This window comes from Amycolatopsis sp. NPDC024027, assembly GCF_040638975.1.
Taxonomy (GTDB): domain Bacteria; phylum Actinomycetota; class Actinomycetes; order Mycobacteriales; family Pseudonocardiaceae; genus Amycolatopsis.
This window is the reverse complement of record NZ_JBEZYY010000039.1, coordinates 1-17,063: the sequence shown is the minus strand read 5'-3', so window position 1 is coordinate 17,063 and position 17,063 is coordinate 1. Positions and strand designations below refer to the sequence as shown.

Here is a 17,063-nt window from a genome sequence, read left to right as displayed (position 1 = left end):
GGTCTCTGGCCCGGGGGGCCCCCCCCCCCCCCCCCTCCTTTATCTCTCTTGCGCCCCCCCCCCCGCTCCGATTAAAAAACACCCCACACCGCGCCGGCGCCACCGGACCTCCGTCCGGCCCTTGACGCCCCGCGCGGGACCGTCGACCATTTGCCCGTCAGATCTTGTTAGCGTTAACAACGTCCAGGATCAGCGTCGAACCGAGGACAACCCATGAGCCTGCGCCGCCTCCCGGCCCTCATCGCCGTCGCCGCCGCCCTGCTGAGCGCCCCCACCGCGCAGGCCGCGACCTACCCGGACCCCGGTTACGTGACCGGGGACATCGAGGCGGTGCACGACCCGTCGATGATCCGCGCGGCGGACGGCAGCTACCTGCTCTACTCGACCGACCAGTACCTGCAGATCCGCCGCTCGACCGACCGGATCCACTTCTCGAAGATCGGCTCGGTCTGGCCGAACGGCGCCCCGTGGACCGCGCCCTTCACCGACCCGGCCAAGCCGGAGTACCTCTGGGCGCCGGACATTTCGTTCCACAACGGCAAGTACTACCTCTACTACGCGGCTTCGTCGCTCGGCTCCCGCAACTCGGCGATCTTCCTCGCCACCAGCACCACCGGCCTGCCCGGCAGCTGGACCAACCAGGGGATCGTCGTGCAGACGAGCACGAGCAACGACTACAACGCGATCGACCCGAACCTGTTCGTCGACTCCTCCGGCCGCTGGTGGCTGAGCTTCGGCTCCTGGTGGACCGGGATCAAGATGATCCGGCTCGACCCGGCCACCGGCAAGCGCAGCACCACCGACACCGCGCTGCGGAGCATCGCCCAGCGCACCGGCAGCACGTCCGCCGAAGAAGCGCCCTACATCATCCAGCACGGCGGCTACTACTACCTGTTCGTCTCGTGGGACCTGTGCTGCCAGGGCACGAAGAGCACCTACCGCGTGATGGTCGGCCGATCGACGTCGATCACCGGCCCGTACACCGATCGAAACGGCGTTCGGATGACCGCCGGCGGCGGCACGCAGATCCTCGCGAGCCACGGCGCCGTCCACGGCCCCGGCCACGTGGCCGTGCTGCACGACACGGACGCCGACGTGCTGATCTACCACTACTACTACTCGGACGCGACGCCGCTGACGGGCAAGCTCGGCATCAACCTCATCGGCTACGACAGCGCCGGCTGGCCCTACGTGTACTGATTGCGTATAACGACCTATACCTCGCCGATCGGAAGTCCGTCCATGCACCGGTTCCTGTCGTTCCTCCTCGCTCTGCTCGTCGCGACCGGGCTTTGTGCGGCACCGGCGCCGGCGTCGGCCGCTCCGGCTCCGACGCCGAAGCACCAGGTCACCTTCGACAAGTACTCGCTCATGCTGGACGGCCGCCGCCAGGTCGTCTGGTCGGGGGAGTTCCACCCGTTCCGGCTGCCCAGCCCGGACCTGTGGCGTGACGTCCTGCAGAAGATGAAGGCCACCGGCTACACGGCGGTCTCGATCTACTTCGACTGGAACTACCACTCGCCGGCGCCCGGGGTGTACGACTTCACCGGCGTCCGCGACATGGACCGCGTGCTCGACCTCGCCGCCGAAGCCGGGCTGTACGTCATCGCGCGGCCCGGCCCGTACATCAACGCCGAGGTCACCGGCGGCGGCTTCCCGGCCTGGCTGAGCACGCAGGCCGGCCGGGCCCGCAGCGACGCGCCCGACTACCTCGCCGCGGCCGACGAATGGCTGAGCGCGATCGATCGGATCATCGCCCGCCACCAGTACACCGACGGCCGGGGCTCGGTGATCCTCTACCAGATCGAGAACGAGCTTTCCGCCACCGGGACCGCGCAGCGCAACTACGTCGCGCACCTCTACGACAAGGTGCGGGCCGACGGGATCACCGTCCCGGTCTTCCACAACGACAAGGGCCGCAACGGCATCTGGGTACCGCCCGGCTCCGGCGTGCCCGGCACCGTCGAAGGCAAGGTCGACCTCTACGCCTTCGACGGCTACCCCGGCGGCACCTGCCGGACCGACGCGACCCCGGGCAACCCGAACACCGCCCCGGACTGGGGGACGTACGGGCCGGGCGGGGCGAAGGGCGGCGCGAGCGCGTCGCCGAACACGCCCGGGTTCGTCGCCGAGTTCGGCGGCGGCTGGTTCGACTACTGGGGCAGCAACGGCACCTACCCGTGCACCGCGGTGCGGCAGGGGCCGGGCTACGAGCGCGTCTTCTACGGCACCAACCTGGCGAACGGCCTGACCCTCCAGAACTTCTACATGACCTTCGGCGGCACGTCGTGGGGCGGGCTCCCGGCGCCGGTGGTCTACAGCTCCTACGACTACGGCGCGGCGATCGACGAAGGACGTCAGCTCCGGCCGAAGGCGTTGACGATGAAGGAGATCGGCGGGTTCCTGGCCACCGTCCCGGATCTGGCCAAAATGGACCGTGCGGCGCCGGTGACGCCGTCGTCGGCCGCGGTGAAGGTCTACCACAACGTCAACCCGGACACGGGCGTGCACTTCTACCTGCCGGTGCACTCGCCGTCGAACGCCACGACGGACGACGCGTTCACCTTCCCGCTGTCCACATCGGACGGTGACTACACCGTGCCGGTCCGGCTGACCGGGCAGGACGCGAAGTACCTGGTGGCGAACTTCGACGTCGCGGGTCAGCACCTCGTGTACTCGACGTCCGAGCTGATGGCCCAGGCCGCCGGGACCGTGCTGCTGCACGGCCGGCCGGGCGAGGACGGCGAAACGGTGCTGCGGTACGCGACGCGGCCGCGCGTGGACGTCCTCGCCGGGGACGTCACGACCACCTGGTCCGGCAACGACCTGCGCCTGAACTACCGCCACGACGGGCTCGCGCGGGTCCGGATCAGTGGTGGCGGCCGCCCGGCCGTCACGCTGCTGCTCGCCGACGACGCGACCGCCGACACGTTCTGGCCGGTCGACGGCCTGCTCGTGCGCGGGCCGGACCTGGTGCGCACCGCCCAGGCCGGGTTCGTGCTGACCGGCGACACGAAGGCGCCGAGGGACCTCGAGGTGTGGGGCGCCCGCAGCCCGCTGCTGTGGTGGAACGGCGCCCCGGTGCCGATGCGGCCCACGGCGTCGGGCAGCCTGCTGGCCTTCCGGCCGCTGCCCGGCCCCGCCGACCCGCGCCTGCCCGAGCTCACCGGCTGGCGCTCGGCGCCGGGGTCCCCGGAAGCCGAACCGGCGTACGACGACTCGGCCTGGCCGGCCGCGGACCGGACCACGACGAACAGCACCACCCCGCCGCCGGCCGGGCAGCCGGTGCTGACCGCGGACGACTACGGCTTCGGCGTCGGCGACGTCTGGTACCGCGGCCGGTTCACCGGGACGCCGGGGGAGCAGGTCAGTCTCCGCTACGGCGGCGGGGGTGCCGGGATGCTGCAGGCGTGGCTGGACGGGCAGTACCTGGGCCAGCACGTCGTGCCGTCGGCGCTGCCCGCCCCGCCGACGACCGGCACCGCGGCGTTCACCGTCCCCGAAGGCCTGCGCGGCGACGGCCCGCACGTGCTTTCGGTGATGGTCCGGAACAACGGCCACAACGAGGACGGCGGCGTCAACGACGCCCACAAGGAAGGCCGGGGGCTCATCTCGTCGTCCCTGCCCGGAGTGGCGTGGAAGCTCCAGGGCGGCACGGCGGACCCGGTGCGCGGCCCGCTGAACAACGGCGGTCTCGCGGGCGAACGCGCGGGCTGGCACCTGCCCGGCTTCCCGGACCGCGCCTGGACGCCGTCGCCGGTGCCCGCACCGGCGGCCGACCCCGGGACGACGTGGTACCGCACGACGTTCTCGCTGCGGGTCCCGCGCGACCAGGACACTTCGGTGGGCCTGACGATCGGCGATCCCGCGAAGCCCCGCTCCGGCGGCCGCTACCGGGTGCTGGTGTTCCTCAACGGCTGGAACGTCGGCCAGTACATCGGGGACGTCGGGCCGCAGCACACGTTCGTGCTGCCGAACGGAATCCTCGACCCCCACGGCCGCAACACCCTGGCCCTGGCGGTGACCAGCGACGGCGGCCCGGGCAACGGCCTGGAGAAGGTCGCGCTGACGGACTTGGGCACGGCCCGCGGCGGCGTCCCGGTCCGGCCGGTGTTCTCACCGGGGTGGCGGCGCTGAGAGTGACGGCGCGGTCGGCGCGGCGCCGTCGGCCGCCTTGCCGACCAGCCCCGCGCGGCGGCGTGGGCGGGGATGTTCCGCCGACACCCGGACCTTCGGGTGTCGGCGTAGGCATCGGTGTGCGTCCGGACGCGGGTGCTCCGGGTCGAGGCCCTGGTCTGAAGCGGCCCGCTGACCCGGGCCGCGTTGGGCTGCCCGGGTCCGGCGGAGCTCTCCGGTCGGCGCGGCGCCGTCGGCCGACACCGCGCGGCTTGCCCAGGTGACGATGGGCTTCGACCCGGCCGGCAAGAGCAGCTGGCTGGAAGCGTTGGTTCGTCGGAGGCCATGGTGTGCAGCGGCGCGCGCTGGCCCGCGCTGAGTCGGGCAACCCGAGTCCGGCGGGGCGGCAGCATTCGTCGGCCGTCCACTCGGCCGCCGCAGCGCGGCTTGCCCAGGGGCATGGGGCTTCGGCCGGCCGGCCCGGATCAGCCGGCCGAAGGTGTTTGGATCCGTCGACACTGGGGTAGGAAGTGATCACTCGACGTTGATTTCCGTGGAAGGAGCACCTCGATGAACGCCCCCGACCTGGCCGCGCTGCTGCTGACCGCGAAGACGGCGGAGCCCCGTCCGGGAACGCTGCGGGTCACGGTCACGGGCGAAATCGACATGGTGACGCGCTCACGGCTCGACGAGGAACTCGACCGCGCGGTCGCGGCGGCCCCGCGGCGGCTGGTGGTCGACCTGCTGGGTGTGGGTTTCTGCGGCGTGACGGGCGTGGCGTCGCTGGGCCGCCTGCGGGCTCGCTGTGCCGACGCGGGGATCGACCTGGCGCTGAAGCCGTCCGGCGTGGTGCGGCGCGCCTTGGACCTCGCCGCGGTCGCTCCGCTGTTCCGGCTGGAAGGCCGGCCGGAGCCTCAGCTCATCGCCCGGTGACGGACGGCTCGGTGAACGTCCGTGCCTCTTCGTCGGCCGCGGCCAGCTCCCGGTCCGCGGCCGCCCCGTCACCCGGACCTCCACGGCGGAGCAACGCCTCGGCGTGCCGGCGGCGTGAAAACACCACGGCGGGCCAGTGGGCCAGCGCGAGGTTGTGCCGGACCGCGGCCCGCAGGTGCGTCACCGCCCGGTCCGGGTCCCCGGCCGTCAGGGCCGTGGTCCCGAGCGGGTGGTGGACCGAGCCGAAACACGCGATGCCCAGGCTCGGCATCACCGGCAACTGCGCGAACGGCGTCAGCAGCTCGTGGATCCGCACCGCCGTCGCCCGATCGTCCAGCAGGTAGGCCGTTTCCGCCGCGCCGCACAGCGAAGTCAGCCAGGTGCTCGACCGCGGCAACGCACCCAGGTCCTCGCCGCACAGCCGCGCCAGCGCGCCGGCGGCCGTGCGGCGGTCGCCGGCCGACGCCGCCGCCACGGCGAGCGCCGCGTAGTACGAGTTGTCGATCGGGCTGAGCGTCGGCGAGTGCATCAGGCCGTCCAGCACCGGCACCAGCTCGCCGAGCCGGCCCTGGAACCACCGGATCGCCACCAGTTGCGCGCCGTACCAGCCGAGTGCGTCGGAGTCGCCCGCCGACTGGCCGGCCAAGGCGCAGGCCTGCGCCCCGGCTTCGGCCTCGCGGAACCGGCCGGCGCGGATGGCCAGCATGATCTTGAGCGCGTCGGCCACGAAGCCCGCCGCCAGGTGCTTGCGCTCGACCAGCAGGTCGTCGAGCTCGCCGAGCCGCCGCTCGGCGTGCGGGTCGCCGGTCAGGAACAGGTCGACGGTGTCCCACAGCACGCCCATCACCAGGTCGGTGCGCCGTCCCGAGCGGCTGCTCACCCCGACCAGCTCCGTCGCGAGGGCGTGCCGCCGCCGCGTGTGGTCCGGGCCGAGCAGGCAGTGGTGGGCCAGGCTCAGCGCTTCGGTGTGCACGATCGGGTCGCCCGCCGCCCGCGTCCGCTCGGCCGCCGCGAGGACGCGCTCGTGCGTGCCCGCTTCGTAGTCCAGTTCGGCCGCCAACCGGACCTGGAGCCGCTGGCCCAGCGTGGATCCGGGATCCACCTGGGCCAGCGCGTGCCGCAGCCGCGTCAGCAGCGACGCCGCCGCGACGGCCGTCCGGTGCTCGTGCACCCACACCCCGCCCAGGCCGAGGGCCGCGCGGGCGAGCGCGGTGGCGTCCCCGGCCCGCTCGGCCCGGACGTAGGCGGTTTCGAAGTGTTCCCGGCCGGTCCGGAGGTCGCCGTCCTCGAGCAGCGCGTGTTCGCCCGCGGCGAGGGCGTCGTCGGGGGTGGTCACCACCGCCGTCGCCCGGGCGGCGAGCAGGGCCGGGTCGTGGGCGAGCACCTGGCGGTGCACCTGCGCCAGCACCGGCGACGGCTCCACCCCGGACGCGGTGATCAGGCCGTGCCGGGCGCGCCGGAACGCCTCCAGCGCGTCACTCTGCCGCCCGGCCCGGTAGAACGCGGTCATCAGCTGCGCCCACAGCCGTTCGTGGCCGGGGAACGCGGCGGTCAGCGCCTCCAGTTCGGCGATCAGCCCGGTGTCCTCGCCGGTCGCGAGGTCGGCGTCGATCCGGTCCTGGACGGCGTCGTGGCGCAGCCGGTCGAGCCGCATCCCTTCCGCGGCCAGGGTTTCCACGTCACCGAACTCCTCGTAGGCGGCGTGCCCGCGCCACAGGGCCAGCGCGGCGGTCAGCCGTTCCCGGGCGGTGGCGGGTTCCCCGGCGGCCAGTACCCGCCGTCCGTCGGCGGCGAGCCCTTCGAACCGCGCGGCGTCGAGGGCGTCGGTCGCCAGGTGCAGGACGTATCCCGGCGGCCGGGTCACGATCGCGCCGGAACCCACCGTGCCGCGCAGCCGGGAGAGGTACGTCCGCACGGTTCGGCCGGCGTGCGCGGGCGCCTCCTCACCCCACAGCGCGCGGCCCAGCGCGGCGACGCTGACCACCCGGCCCGCCTCCGCCGCCAGCACCGCCAGCAGGGTCCGCAGGCGCGGCCCCCCGACGTCGCGCGGCTCGCCGTCCAGCCGCACTTCGAACGGTCCCAGCACCCCGAGGTCCACCCCGCCCATGCCCGCCCCTCCGCGACGCGGTTATCCCGCGCGCTTCGGCGTACAGGAGCGGGCCGCGCCGCCCGGGATACGTCCGACGCCGAAGTGGACCTCCGTCGACGAACTGTCGACCGATGGTCGACGGGCGCTGCGAGGCTCGTCCAGCGCGGACCGGGAGGGTCCGCGGCCACCGGTTCCTCGGGAGGAAGTCCATGAAACGCATGATTCGGGGTCTCGCACCGGTTTTCGCCCTCGCGGCGACGGGGGCGGCGGTGCTGGCGGGCGCGCCGGCGGCGACCGCGGCGCCGGCGCACAGCGCAGCGGTCCTCGAGGTGAAAAGCGCCACGTGGGGCCAGTTGCACACCGGCGACTGCGAGCAGGACAACGGCACCATGGTGATCCGGTCGGACGGCACGGGTGACTGGAGCGCGACGACGCTGACGTTCCAGACGCACACCGGCGACGTCTGGCACTCCAGCTTCGACTTCAAGACCACGGCCGGGACGAAGCTGTTCTCCGCGGGCACGTTCGACAGCCCGCGGATGGACGACGGCAACCCGCCGCCGCGCTACTTCTGGACGAAGCACTTCACTTACGACGCGTCGCTCTTCGGCGCTGTCAACATCTTCAAGACCATTCAGCACTCGAGCTGCTGACGGCGGGGTGAGAACCGCCCTGGGTCACGATGCGCCGGGACCCAGGGCGGTGCCCGCCACGGCCCCGCCGGGCCGCGGTTCCTTGAGTTCGACGAACATCGCGTGCGACGGCGTGCCGCCGACGTTCTCGCCCGAGTGCTCCTGGGCCGCGACCCAGCGCACCGCGCCGGCGGGCAGCTCCACGCCGACCTCACGGTCGCCGGCGGAGATCCGGCGGCTGAACGCGCTCAGCGTGACCATCACCGTGTCGGGGTGCCGGTGCGGCGCGGTCCGGTCGCCGGGGACGTCCTGGTACTCCAGGACCCGCACCCGCTCGTTCTCGAAAACCACCCGGTACAGCTCGGGATTCGTTTCGGCCGGGTCACCGGTCATGGCGGCCTCCTTCGTGGGACGTGAGTACCATGATGGCATGGATGTCCCGTACGAGTCCACGGGCCGGAGCCGGCAGAAGGGACGGACGCGGGCGGCCCTGGTCGCCGCGGCGCACGAACTGCTCGCGAACGGCGCCGCACCGACGGTCGAGGACGCCGCCGAGGCGGCCGGGATCTCCCGCACCACGGCCTACCGCTACTTCCCGAACCAGCGCGCGCTGCTGCTGGCGGCGTACCCGGAGATCCAGGACGACGCGGGCCTGCTGCCCGCGGACGCGCCCGCCGACCCGGCCGCCCGCCTCGACCTGGTGATGCGGGCGTTCATCGAGTTCACGCTGCGCTGGGAGCCCCAGCTGCGCGCGCAGCTGAGGCTCTCCCTGGAGCCCGGCGCGCCGCAGCCGGTGCTGCGGCGCGGCCGGGCGATCCGCTGGATCGAGGAGGCACTGGCCCCGCTCGCGGGAACGCTGGACGTCCACGCCCTGGCGGTGGCGATCCGCTCGGCGACGGGCATCGAGTCCCTGGTCTGGCTGACCGACATCGGCGGCCTCGACCGCGCCCGGGCGGCCGAGGTCCTGGCCGGTTCGGCCCGCGCGATCCTGCGCGCGGCCCTCGACCCGGCGGCTAGCTGATCGGCACCACCGCGGTGCAGGACGCCGAGCCGTTGTCGAACGTCGCCGCCGCGGTGCCCATGGACGTGGCCGGCACGGTGGTGGTCGTCGGCAGGGAAAAGTTCGTGTTCCCGGTCGTCGCCGACGACTGCGAGTACACCGTGTGCGTCGCCGATCCGCTGCGGTACGAAATCCGCAGGGAGACTTTGCCCGCGACGTCGCCGATGTACGGCCCCGACGTGGTGTACCCGCCGACCACGCGGTAGTCGAAGCCGACGGCCTCGTAGCGGAGGGTCAACCTGCCGCTGAAGTCGCCGGCGTGGCAGCTGGCCGTCCGCTGGATGGTCGCCGCCTCGGCCGTGGCCGGAACCGTCGTGCCGGCCAGCAGCGCCCCCAGCGCCACCAGCCCGGCCTGTACCGCAGTCTTCATTTCTTCCTCCCGCTGGCTTCCCCGTCATCCTGCCCGGTTCCGCTTCCGTTCCGCTTCCCTTCACGCGGTGGTGCGCACCAGGAGGACCGGACAGGCGGCGTGGTGCAGGAGGGCCTGCCCGGTGGAGCCGAGCAGCAGCCCGGGGAACCCGCCGCGGCCGCGGTCGCCGAGAACGACGAGCTGGGCGGTGGCGCTGCGCTCGACCAGTTCCTTCCGCGGGTGCGCGTGCACGACGATCTGCTCGACCGCGACGTCGCCGGTGTCCTGGGCGTCCACCCGCTCGCCGAGCAGCCGGCGTCCCGCCTCGGTGACGCACCGGGGATCCCGGTGTGGCGGCGGGCTGTCCGCCCACGCGTGCAGGACCACCAGCGGCGCGTGGCGGGCGCGGGCTTCGGTGAGTGCGGCCGCCAGGACCCGGGCGCCGGCTTCGCTGCCGTCGACGCCGGTGACCACCGGCCGGTCGGCCGCGCCGGGTTCGTCCCAGCTGTCCCCGCGGACGACGACGGTGTCGCAGCGGGCGTGGGTGCCGACGGCCGCGGCGACCGACCCCGCGAGCAGGCTGGTGAGCCGGCCGTGCCCGGTCGACCCGACGACGAGCAGCGCGGCCGACCGCGACGCCTCGATCAGGGCTTGGGCGGCGCGGTCGGGATCGAGCCGGGTGGCCGCGCCGGGAACCCCCTGCGCGGCGGCCAGCTCCTGCGCGGTCCGCAGCGCCCGCCGCCCCCGGGCGCGCAGGGCGTCGACCATCTCTTCGGGCGGCGGCACGACCCCGCCGGTGAGCAGGGCCGGAACATCGAGGGCGTGCACGACCTCCAGCGGCGCCGCCCGCAGCCGGGCGGTCCGCGCGGCCCAGCGGACGGCATCGAGCGACTCGGCCGACCCGTCCACCCCGGCGACGATCGGCAATCCGGCGGCGGTCACCTCCAAGACTGTAGGCCCGTCCGCCCGCCCCGGGACCGGAATTCCCCGGGCAACTCACCCACCCAGCCGGACGACACGCGTACCCAGCCGGACGACACGCGTACCTGGACGGACGACACGAGCAGGCCTGTGGTCGGCCGGTGTGTCGTCCTCCTGGGTACGGGTGTCGTCCGTTGCGGTGCGCGAGTCGTCCGCCTGGGTACGTGTCGTCCGGTCGCGGGGCGGAGCCGGGTCGGGCAAGATCTGCGGCGGTCGTTCCCCTGACGAAGGAGCCCGATGGCGGTGCTGGTGGTGGCCGCGGCGGTGCTCGGCCTGCTCGTCGGGTCGTTCCTCAACGTCGTGATCCACCGCGTGCCGCGGGGCGAGTCGGTCGTCCGGCCGCCGTCGCACTGCCCGGGCTGCGGGCAGACGATCAAGACCCGGCACAACGTCCCCGTCTTCGGCTGGCTCGTCCTGCGCGGCCGCTGCGCGGGCTGCGGCGCCCGGATCAGCGTCCGGTACCCGCTGGTCGAGTTCGGCACCGCCGTGCTGTTCGCGCTGCTGGCCCTGCGGCTCGACCCGCCGGACCTGCCCGCGTTCCTCTACTTCGGCGCGATCGGGCTCGCCCTGGCCCTGATCGACCTCGACTGCCGCCGCCTGCCGGACGCCATCGTGCTGCCGTCGTACCCCGTACTCGCCCTCCTGCTGACGGCGTCGGCCTGGTGGCGCGGCGACTGGTGGTCCCTCGCCCGCGCCGGGATCGGCGGCGCCGCGCTGTTCGGCTTCTACCTCGTCCTCGCCCTGGCGTACCCGGCGGGCATGGGCTTCGGTGACGTCAAGCTCGCGGGCCTCCTCGGCGGGATCCTCGCCTACTTGTCCTGGCCGGCGCTGCTCATCGGGGCGTTCGGCGGGTTCCTGCTCGGCGCGGTCGCCGGCGTCGTGGTGCTGGCGACCGGCCGGGGCGGCCGCAAGACGGCACTGCCGTTCGGGCCGTTCATGATCGCCGCCGCACTGCTGGCGATCTTCGCGGCCGGCCCGCTCGGCCAGGCCTACCAGCGGCTGACCGGCCTGGCCTGAGCGGTCACCGGTTCCCCGACCAGCTCAGCACCGACACCTGACGCGCCCCCGCCACCGGATTCGTCGGGTCACCGTCCACATAGGCCACCCGTGCCCGGGCCGACGGCGTCCCGGACGGCACGCACGTCCCCGAGCCGGGACACACGTAAGCGGACAGGTAGACACCGAAGACGAAGCCCGGCGAGTCGTCCGGGACCTCGATGACCGCCCCGGTGAACGTCACGCTCCCGGTTTCCTTCACCCACAACGACCGCGCGACGACGCCGAAGCGGAAGATCGGTTCGGTCGCGTTGTTCAGCGTGACGTCGAGGACGGCTTTCGGCGCGTACGTCGTTCCCTGCACGTAGAACCGGTTGCCGAAGTTGTTGACCGCCGTGAGCAGCGCACACGCCGAAGGGCTCGGGTACGTCAGCTGGGTGCAGCCGCTCTCGGCCCGCAGCGCGGGTGGGGTGTAGGTGAGCTCCAGCTGGAGCGCATCCACCAGTTCCGTGCCTTCGTGCTTGACGTCCACGGCGTAGCCCAGCTGCCCACCGGCGAAGGTGCCGTCGTACACCGCCTGGGCCAGCTGGCTGGTCACGTCGGTGACATCGGTGGCGGCCGAGCCGTCGCCGGGGGCGGACAGGCTCAGCGGGATCGGCGAGCTCCCCGCCGGCGTGAACTGGGCCGTGCGCGAGTCCTTGCTCGCGCCGTTGTCGTTGCGGTGGACCACCCGGACCTTCGCCGAAGTCAGGATCGTCCCGGCGGGCGGTGCCGCGGCGGGGGAGAAGCCGGCGGCGGTCAGGGTGGCGTTGCCCCCGCTCTTGCCGGGAGCGGCCCAGGTCGCCCCGGATCCATCCACTTTGGACAGCACGGCGGCCGTGCCGGCGAAGCCGCCCGTGACGGAACCGGGCACGAGTGTCGCCGTCACCGGCGACTCCGCGCCCGAGGTCAGCCCGTAGACGGCGACCGGCGGCCGGTCCGCGCTGTAGGTGCCGCAGATCTCCGCCTGGCCCGCCTTCACCGCCAGCCGGCTGTCGCCGCCGAAGACGAACTGGACGCCGACCGCCTTCGCGTCGTCGATCGGGTTGTCGCAGGCCCCCGGGATGTTCGCCGGGACCGGCGGCTTGGCGATGATCCGGCCGCTGTCGTCCACGGGCGTGCCCGCGACCAGGAAGCCGTTGTCGACCGTCCACACGTCGTCGTCGCCGCCGGACAGCGACGGGGGCCGCACCCCGGCGCTGTTGTGGAAGTCGAAGTAGTACGTCCCGGGGGTGAACCAGAACGTGCTGTCCTTGCACTTGCTGCTGCTGGACATCATCGCCGACAGGCCGGCCGCGTCGTCGTAGTACCCGGGCTGGAAGGTGACCAGCGAAGACGCCTTGGTGCACGGCGGCAGCGCCTGACGCGGCGGAACCGAGGTCAACGCTGGCGCGTAGCCGGGGTCGGCGCCGAGAGCCGATCCGCCGTAGCCGCACGAGGGCGCGGGCGTGCTCCGGATCGTGCCCGCGCAGGCGCCCCGCGTGCCGAGGGTGAGGATCGCGCTGCCCGGCCGGTTGCACAGGCTCAGGGACGGGCACTGGATCCGGACCTTCGCCGGATCGGCGGTGCACGACACCGCGGCCGAGCCGGTGCCGCCGAAGTTCGGCAGGGTCAGCGTGTCGGAGCCGCCGAAGCAGTGCTCGCCGGCCGCGCCGGTGAACGTGCTGGTGCGGATCGCGTTGATCCCCGCCTGCAGCGCACCGTCGGCCGTGTAGGCGGACGCGGCCTGGTCGCGCAGGTTCACCGTGGTGCGGACGCTGGTGTCGGCGAAGGACAGTCTCCTGGAAGCTGGTTCATTTCGGGAAGCCGGGACTCGGTCGCGGTCCGGCTGGTCCGTGAGGACCGTCACGAAGAGTGTGCGAATTCCGAGGCGATCTTCACCCCGGGCGACCGGCCCGACTGCGAAGGCCGGAGGTCCCTTGTCATCGGCAGCCGGGCGTGTTATGCGCGCGGGATCGAGCCGGGACGCCGTCGTTTCACCGGCGAAAAGTTCCGACTCCCGAACTGTGACCTGCGACTTTTGCGACCCGTTCGGCCGAATGGCGGAGATCGTCCCGTGATCTTCCGCTCAAGCGCGCGCCTGATCTTGAACGGCCTCTAAGCCGGTCCCGGACGGCGCGGTGTACTCGGGCTTCATCGGTAACTCGCAGTGATAATTCCCCGCGTGATGAGTAATACTTGAACATGTTCAACTCTTGGGGTACCGTGAAGTCAGCGAAGTGCGAAGGGGGTTTGCATGAAGATCGTGATTCCGGGCGGCACCGGGCACCTGGGACGGGTGCTGGGCCGCGCGATGGCCGGGCAGGGGCATGAGGTCGTGGTGCTGACCAGGCGGGAGGCGCGCCCGGAGCCGGGGGTGCGCCACGTCCACTGGGACGGCCGCGGCCCGGGCCCGTGGACGGCGGAGATCGACGGCAGCGACGTCGTGCTCAACCTGGCCGGCCGGTCGGTGAACTGCCGGTACACCCCGGCGAACCTGCGCGAGATGCTGAACTCCCGCGTCGACTCGGCGAGGGTGGTCGGCGGCGCGATCGCCCACGCGGCCCGGCCGCCGAAGGTGTGGCTGCAGATGAGCACGGCGACGATCTACGCGCACAGGTTCGACGCGCCGAACGACGAAACCACCGGAATTCTCGGCGGCGACGAGCCGGACGTGCCGGCCTACTGGTCTTACAGCGTCGACATCGCCAAGGCTTGGGAGCGCGAGCAGCGCCTGGCGGCCACCCCGGGCACGCGCAAGGTGGCGCTGCGCGCGGCCATGGTGATGAGCCCCGAACCCGGCGGAGCGCTGGCGATGCTCCTGCGCTTGACGCGCCTGGGCCTGGCCGGCCCGGTAGCGGGCGGCGGCCAGTACATGTCCTGGATCCACGAGGAGGACATGATCCGGGCGATCGATTTCCTCATCGAGCGCGACGAGCTGAGCGGGCCGGTCAACCTGGCGGCCCCGGAGCCATTGCCGTACGGCCGATTCCTGCGCGCTCTGCGCTCGGCGGCGGGGGTGCGCGTGGGTCTCCCCGCGACGAAGTGGATGGCGGAGATCGGTGCGTTCGTGCTGCGCAGCGACACGGAGCTGCTGTTGAAGAGCCGTCGCGTGACCCCGGGGAGGTTGCGCGAGGCGGGGTTCGAGTTCACGTACCCGGAGTGGCCGGCGGCGGCCGAGGACTTGGTGCAGCGGTCACGAGAGCCGGTGAAGACGGTCAGCTGAGCCCGGCACGCGTTGGTTCGCGGGCTTGGTGGTCGGTTCGCGTACCTGGATGGTCGGCCGGCGTACCTGGGGCGTCGGCTTGCGTGCCTGGAGGGTCGGCTCGCCCGCTTGGCTGATCGGCCGTGCCTGGGGCAGCCGGCTGGCTTACCTGGGCGGTCGGCTCGCGGACTTGGGCGGGCGGTTTGCGTGCCTGGAGGATCGGCTGGCGTATCGGGAGGGTCGGCATGCGTGCCTGGAGGGTCGGTCGGCTGAGGGGGCGCGGCGGTCCGGCAGGGGCGGGTCCATGGTTGCCGCGGGGGAGAGGCCGTGCCGGGTCCACTCAGGACGGTCAGCCGGGGTCGGCGTTGTCCCGCAGCCGCCGCAGCACCAACGCCAGGTGGAGGCGGAAGCGGCCGGCCGGTGAGTCGACCTCGAAGCCCAGCACCGCCTCCGCGCGGGCCAGCCTGGCCGGCATCGTGCTGTGGTGGCGGTGCAGCGCCGCGGCCGCTTTGCGGGCCGAGCCCGTTGCGCACAGCGCGTCCAGGGCCGCCAGCGTGTCCGCGCCGTGGGGTTCGGCGGCCAGGCGGTCGAGCGCCTGGACGTCAGCCAGTTCCGCGAGTTCCGCCGGCGCCAGTTTGCCCGCGAGCGCGGCCAGGCCGCCCAGCCGCTCCCACCACACCACCGGCTCCGCCGCCGAGGTGAACCGCAGGGCCGTCCGGGCCGCCGCCCAGGACCGGGCCACCTCGATCGCCGGTCCCTCCGGGCCGATGCCCGCGCGGGCACCGTCCGTCAGCGCGGCCACCTCGCCCGGCAGCAGGACCGCCCGCACCCCGCCCAGCCGCGCCGAACGGCCGGCGAGCGCGTCGACGCCCGTGCCCGCGAGCACGCGCAGCCGCGCCGCCGGGCCGAAGCCGAGCAGGTGCAGGGCCCGGGACCGCTCGGCCGTGCCGGTGTCCTCCGACAGCACCAGCTCCACCAAAGCGGGATCCCCGAGCTCGGGCCGCGGCACCCCGGAGTGCTCCAGCAGGATCGCGGCGGCGATCGCGAACCGTTCGAGCAGCATGTCGTCGAGCGGGACGGCCGCGCCCGCCCGGGCCACCCACACGACCACGCCGCCTTCGAGCATCCGCGTGGCGGCCCCCGCGGGCGCCGCGGCCGGGGTGACGACGCCGGCGCCGGGCGAAGCACGCAGCGACAGACCTTGGCCGGGGGCGTGCACGCCGACCGGGCAGCCGGCCAGGTCCGCCGTGCTGCGCACGAGAACGTCCAGACCCGCGCGGCCGGCGATCAGGCGGTCGAAGAACCCGATCACCCGCACGGCGTTCTCGGCGTCGGCGTCGAGCCCGGACAGCCGCAGCAGCAGCCCTTTCATCCCGCCACGATAGGCGCGCCCGCCACCGGATGGCGAGCAGCGGCCCGGCAACGCCGCAACCGGACCGCGCGGGCCTGCCCACCGCCGGATGGCGCGGGTCTGCCCGGCAACGACCCCTGCCGGATGGCGTGGGCCGCAACACCGTCGCAGCGGGCCGGTCCGCCGCGGAATACCTCCGGTGAGCACCACTGCCGCACGGCAACGATCGGCCGCCGCCGGGTGGCGCGGATTCGGGCCGCAACGGCCGCCGCGTGGCGGTGGCTCTCGTCACCTCGGGCGGCCGATCATCAGACCATGACCTACGCGATCGATCCCGAGCTGCTGCCCTGGCTGGACATGCTCCCGGCCGTGACCCTCACCGACCACGAGTCCCTCCTGGCCGCGCGCTCCTCGATGGCGCAGCTCAGCGAAGTCCTGCCGGCCTACGAACCGGCCCAGCCGATCGACGTCCGGGACTTCGCCGTGCCCGGGCCGTCCGATGCCCCGGACGTCCCGGTCCGCGTCTACACTCCGGCGAACCGCGCCACCACGGTGCCCGGCCTGCTCTACATCCACGGCGGCGGGTTCGTCATGGGCGATCTCGACACCTTCGACGCGCACGTGCTGCGCCTGGTCGACGAACTGGGCGTCGTGATCGTCTCGGTGGACTACCGGCTCGCGCCCGAGCACCCGTTCCCGGCGCCGGTCGAGGACTGCTACGCGGCCCTGACCTGGGTGGCGGCCAAGGCCGACGAGCTCGGCATCGACCCGGCGCGCCTCGGCGTCGCCGGCGAAAGCGCCGGTGGTGGCCTCTCGGCCGCGGTCGCCCTGCTGGCCCGCGACCGCGGCGGCCCGCGGCTGTGCTTCCAGTACCTCGGCATCCCGGAACTCGACGACCGGCTGGACACCCCGTCGATGCAGGCCTACACCGACACGCCGATCTGGAACCGGCCGAACGCGGTGCACAGCTGGACGAGCTACCTCGGCGCGGAACCGGGCGGCCCGGACGTCTCGCCCTACGCCGCCCCGGCGCGCGCCACCGACCTGGCCGGGCTGCCGCCCGCGTTCGTGACGACCTGCCAGTTCGACCCCCTGCGCGACGAGGGAATCACCTACGCCCAGCGACTGGCCCATGCCGGCGTCCTGACCGAGCTCCGCCACTACCCGGGGACGTTCCACGGCTCCAGCCTGGTCGAAACGGCGGAGATCTCCCGCCGCATGTTCGCCGACGAGCTGGACGCGTTGCGACGCGGCCTCCGCATCACCGCCGGCTGAGCGAGAGCGGCGCGGCGACCGGCTTTTCCTGTCACGTGACAGGAAAAGCCGGTCGCCG

The 17,063-nt window shown here is 73.3% G+C and carries 14 protein-coding genes; 8 read left to right on the top strand and 6 right to left on the bottom strand.

Going from position 1 to position 17,063, the window contains the following annotated elements; genetic code table 11:
* Positions 1 to 213 precede the first annotated feature (213 nt).
* From AB0F52_RS47995 to AB0F52_RS47985, 3 genes are all read left to right on the top strand, one after another.
* The gene (locus AB0F52_RS47995) at positions 214 to 1,200 is read left to right on the top strand and encodes an arabinan endo-1,5-alpha-L-arabinosidase (protein WP_360186140.1); all 987 of its coding nucleotides are present in this window, start codon (positions 214 to 216) and stop codon (positions 1,198 to 1,200) included.
* A gap of 42 nt (positions 1,201 to 1,242) precedes the next feature.
* Positions 1,243 to 4,137: a beta-galactosidase gene (locus AB0F52_RS47990; protein WP_360186137.1), complete on the top strand. Its 2,895-nt coding sequence runs from the start codon at positions 1,243 to 1,245 to the stop codon at positions 4,135 to 4,137.
* 549 nt (positions 4,138 to 4,686) lie between these two features.
* Positions 4,687 to 5,049 carry an STAS domain-containing protein gene (locus AB0F52_RS47985; protein WP_360186134.1) on the top strand — a complete coding sequence of 121 codons (363 nt, stop codon included), beginning with the start codon at positions 4,687 to 4,689 and terminating at the stop codon, positions 5,047 to 5,049.
* Here AB0F52_RS47985 and AB0F52_RS47980 read toward each other — a convergent pair.
* On the bottom strand, positions 5,036 to 7,156 hold the full coding sequence (locus tag AB0F52_RS47980) for an AfsR/SARP family transcriptional regulator (protein ID WP_360186131.1): 2,121 nt from the start codon (positions 7,154 to 7,156) through the stop codon (positions 5,036 to 5,038). The genes AB0F52_RS47985 and AB0F52_RS47980 overlap by 14 nt on opposite strands.
* A 191-nt stretch (positions 7,157 to 7,347) precedes the next feature.
* Between AB0F52_RS47980 and AB0F52_RS47975 the strand changes: the two genes are divergently transcribed.
* Positions 7,348 to 7,791, top strand: coding sequence for a DUF6294 family protein (locus tag AB0F52_RS47975; protein ID WP_360186128.1), 444 nt, complete (start codon positions 7,348 to 7,350; stop codon positions 7,789 to 7,791).
* 24 nt (positions 7,792 to 7,815) lie between these two features.
* On the opposite strand, the gene AB0F52_RS47970 is transcribed toward AB0F52_RS47975, so the two are convergent.
* Positions 7,816 to 8,163 carry a cytoplasmic protein gene (locus AB0F52_RS47970; RefSeq protein WP_360186126.1) on the bottom strand — a complete coding sequence of 116 codons (348 nt, stop codon included), beginning with the start codon at positions 8,161 to 8,163 and terminating at the stop codon, positions 7,816 to 7,818.
* A 37-nt stretch (positions 8,164 to 8,200) separates the two neighbouring features.
* On the opposite strand from AB0F52_RS47970, the gene AB0F52_RS47965 reads away from it, so the two are divergent.
* The gene (locus AB0F52_RS47965) at positions 8,201 to 8,791 is read left to right on the top strand and encodes a helix-turn-helix domain-containing protein (RefSeq protein ID WP_360186123.1); all 591 of its coding nucleotides are present in this window, start codon (positions 8,201 to 8,203) and stop codon (positions 8,789 to 8,791) included.
* Here AB0F52_RS47965 and AB0F52_RS47960 read toward each other — a convergent pair.
* Positions 8,784 to 9,200, bottom strand: a complete 417-nt coding sequence (locus AB0F52_RS47960) for a hypothetical protein (protein ID WP_360186120.1) — start codon at positions 9,198 to 9,200, stop codon at positions 8,784 to 8,786. The two genes, AB0F52_RS47965 and AB0F52_RS47960, sit on opposite strands and share 8 nt — an antisense overlap.
* A 60-nt stretch (positions 9,201 to 9,260) precedes the next feature.
* Positions 9,261 to 10,121 carry a universal stress protein gene (locus AB0F52_RS47955; protein WP_360186118.1) on the bottom strand — a complete coding sequence of 287 codons (861 nt, stop codon included), beginning with the start codon at positions 10,119 to 10,121 and terminating at the stop codon, positions 9,261 to 9,263.
* A 276-nt stretch (positions 10,122 to 10,397) separates the two neighbouring features.
* Between AB0F52_RS47955 and AB0F52_RS47950 the strand changes: the two genes are divergently transcribed.
* A complete protein-coding gene (locus AB0F52_RS47950; RefSeq protein WP_360186115.1) occupies positions 10,398 to 11,177 on the top strand; it encodes a prepilin peptidase in 780 nt (259 codons plus the stop codon).
* A 4-nt stretch (positions 11,178 to 11,181) separates the two neighbouring features.
* Here AB0F52_RS47950 and AB0F52_RS47945 read toward each other — a convergent pair whose 3' ends face one another.
* Complete coding sequence (locus tag AB0F52_RS47945; RefSeq protein ID WP_360186112.1) at positions 11,182 to 13,044, bottom strand: hypothetical protein; 1,863 nt, start codon at positions 13,042 to 13,044, stop codon at positions 11,182 to 11,184.
* A gap of 387 nt (positions 13,045 to 13,431) precedes the next feature.
* Here AB0F52_RS47945 and AB0F52_RS47940 point away from each other — a divergent pair, with 387 nt between their 5' ends.
* The gene (locus AB0F52_RS47940) at positions 13,432 to 14,400 is read left to right on the top strand and encodes a TIGR01777 family oxidoreductase (RefSeq protein WP_360186108.1); all 969 of its coding nucleotides are present in this window, start codon (positions 13,432 to 13,434) and stop codon (positions 14,398 to 14,400) included.
* Positions 14,401 to 14,728: 328 nt separating this feature from the next.
* On the opposite strand, the gene AB0F52_RS47935 is transcribed toward AB0F52_RS47940, so the two are convergent.
* Positions 14,729 to 15,751: a helix-turn-helix domain-containing protein gene (locus AB0F52_RS47935; RefSeq protein ID WP_360186105.1), complete on the bottom strand. Its 1,023-nt coding sequence runs from the start codon at positions 15,749 to 15,751 to the stop codon at positions 14,729 to 14,731.
* A gap of 294 nt (positions 15,752 to 16,045) precedes the next feature.
* On the opposite strand from AB0F52_RS47935, the gene AB0F52_RS47930 reads away from it, so the two are divergent.
* Positions 16,046 to 17,005, top strand: a complete 960-nt coding sequence (locus AB0F52_RS47930) for an alpha/beta hydrolase (protein WP_360186102.1) — start codon at positions 16,046 to 16,048, stop codon at positions 17,003 to 17,005.
* Positions 17,006 to 17,063: the final 58 nt, after the last annotated feature.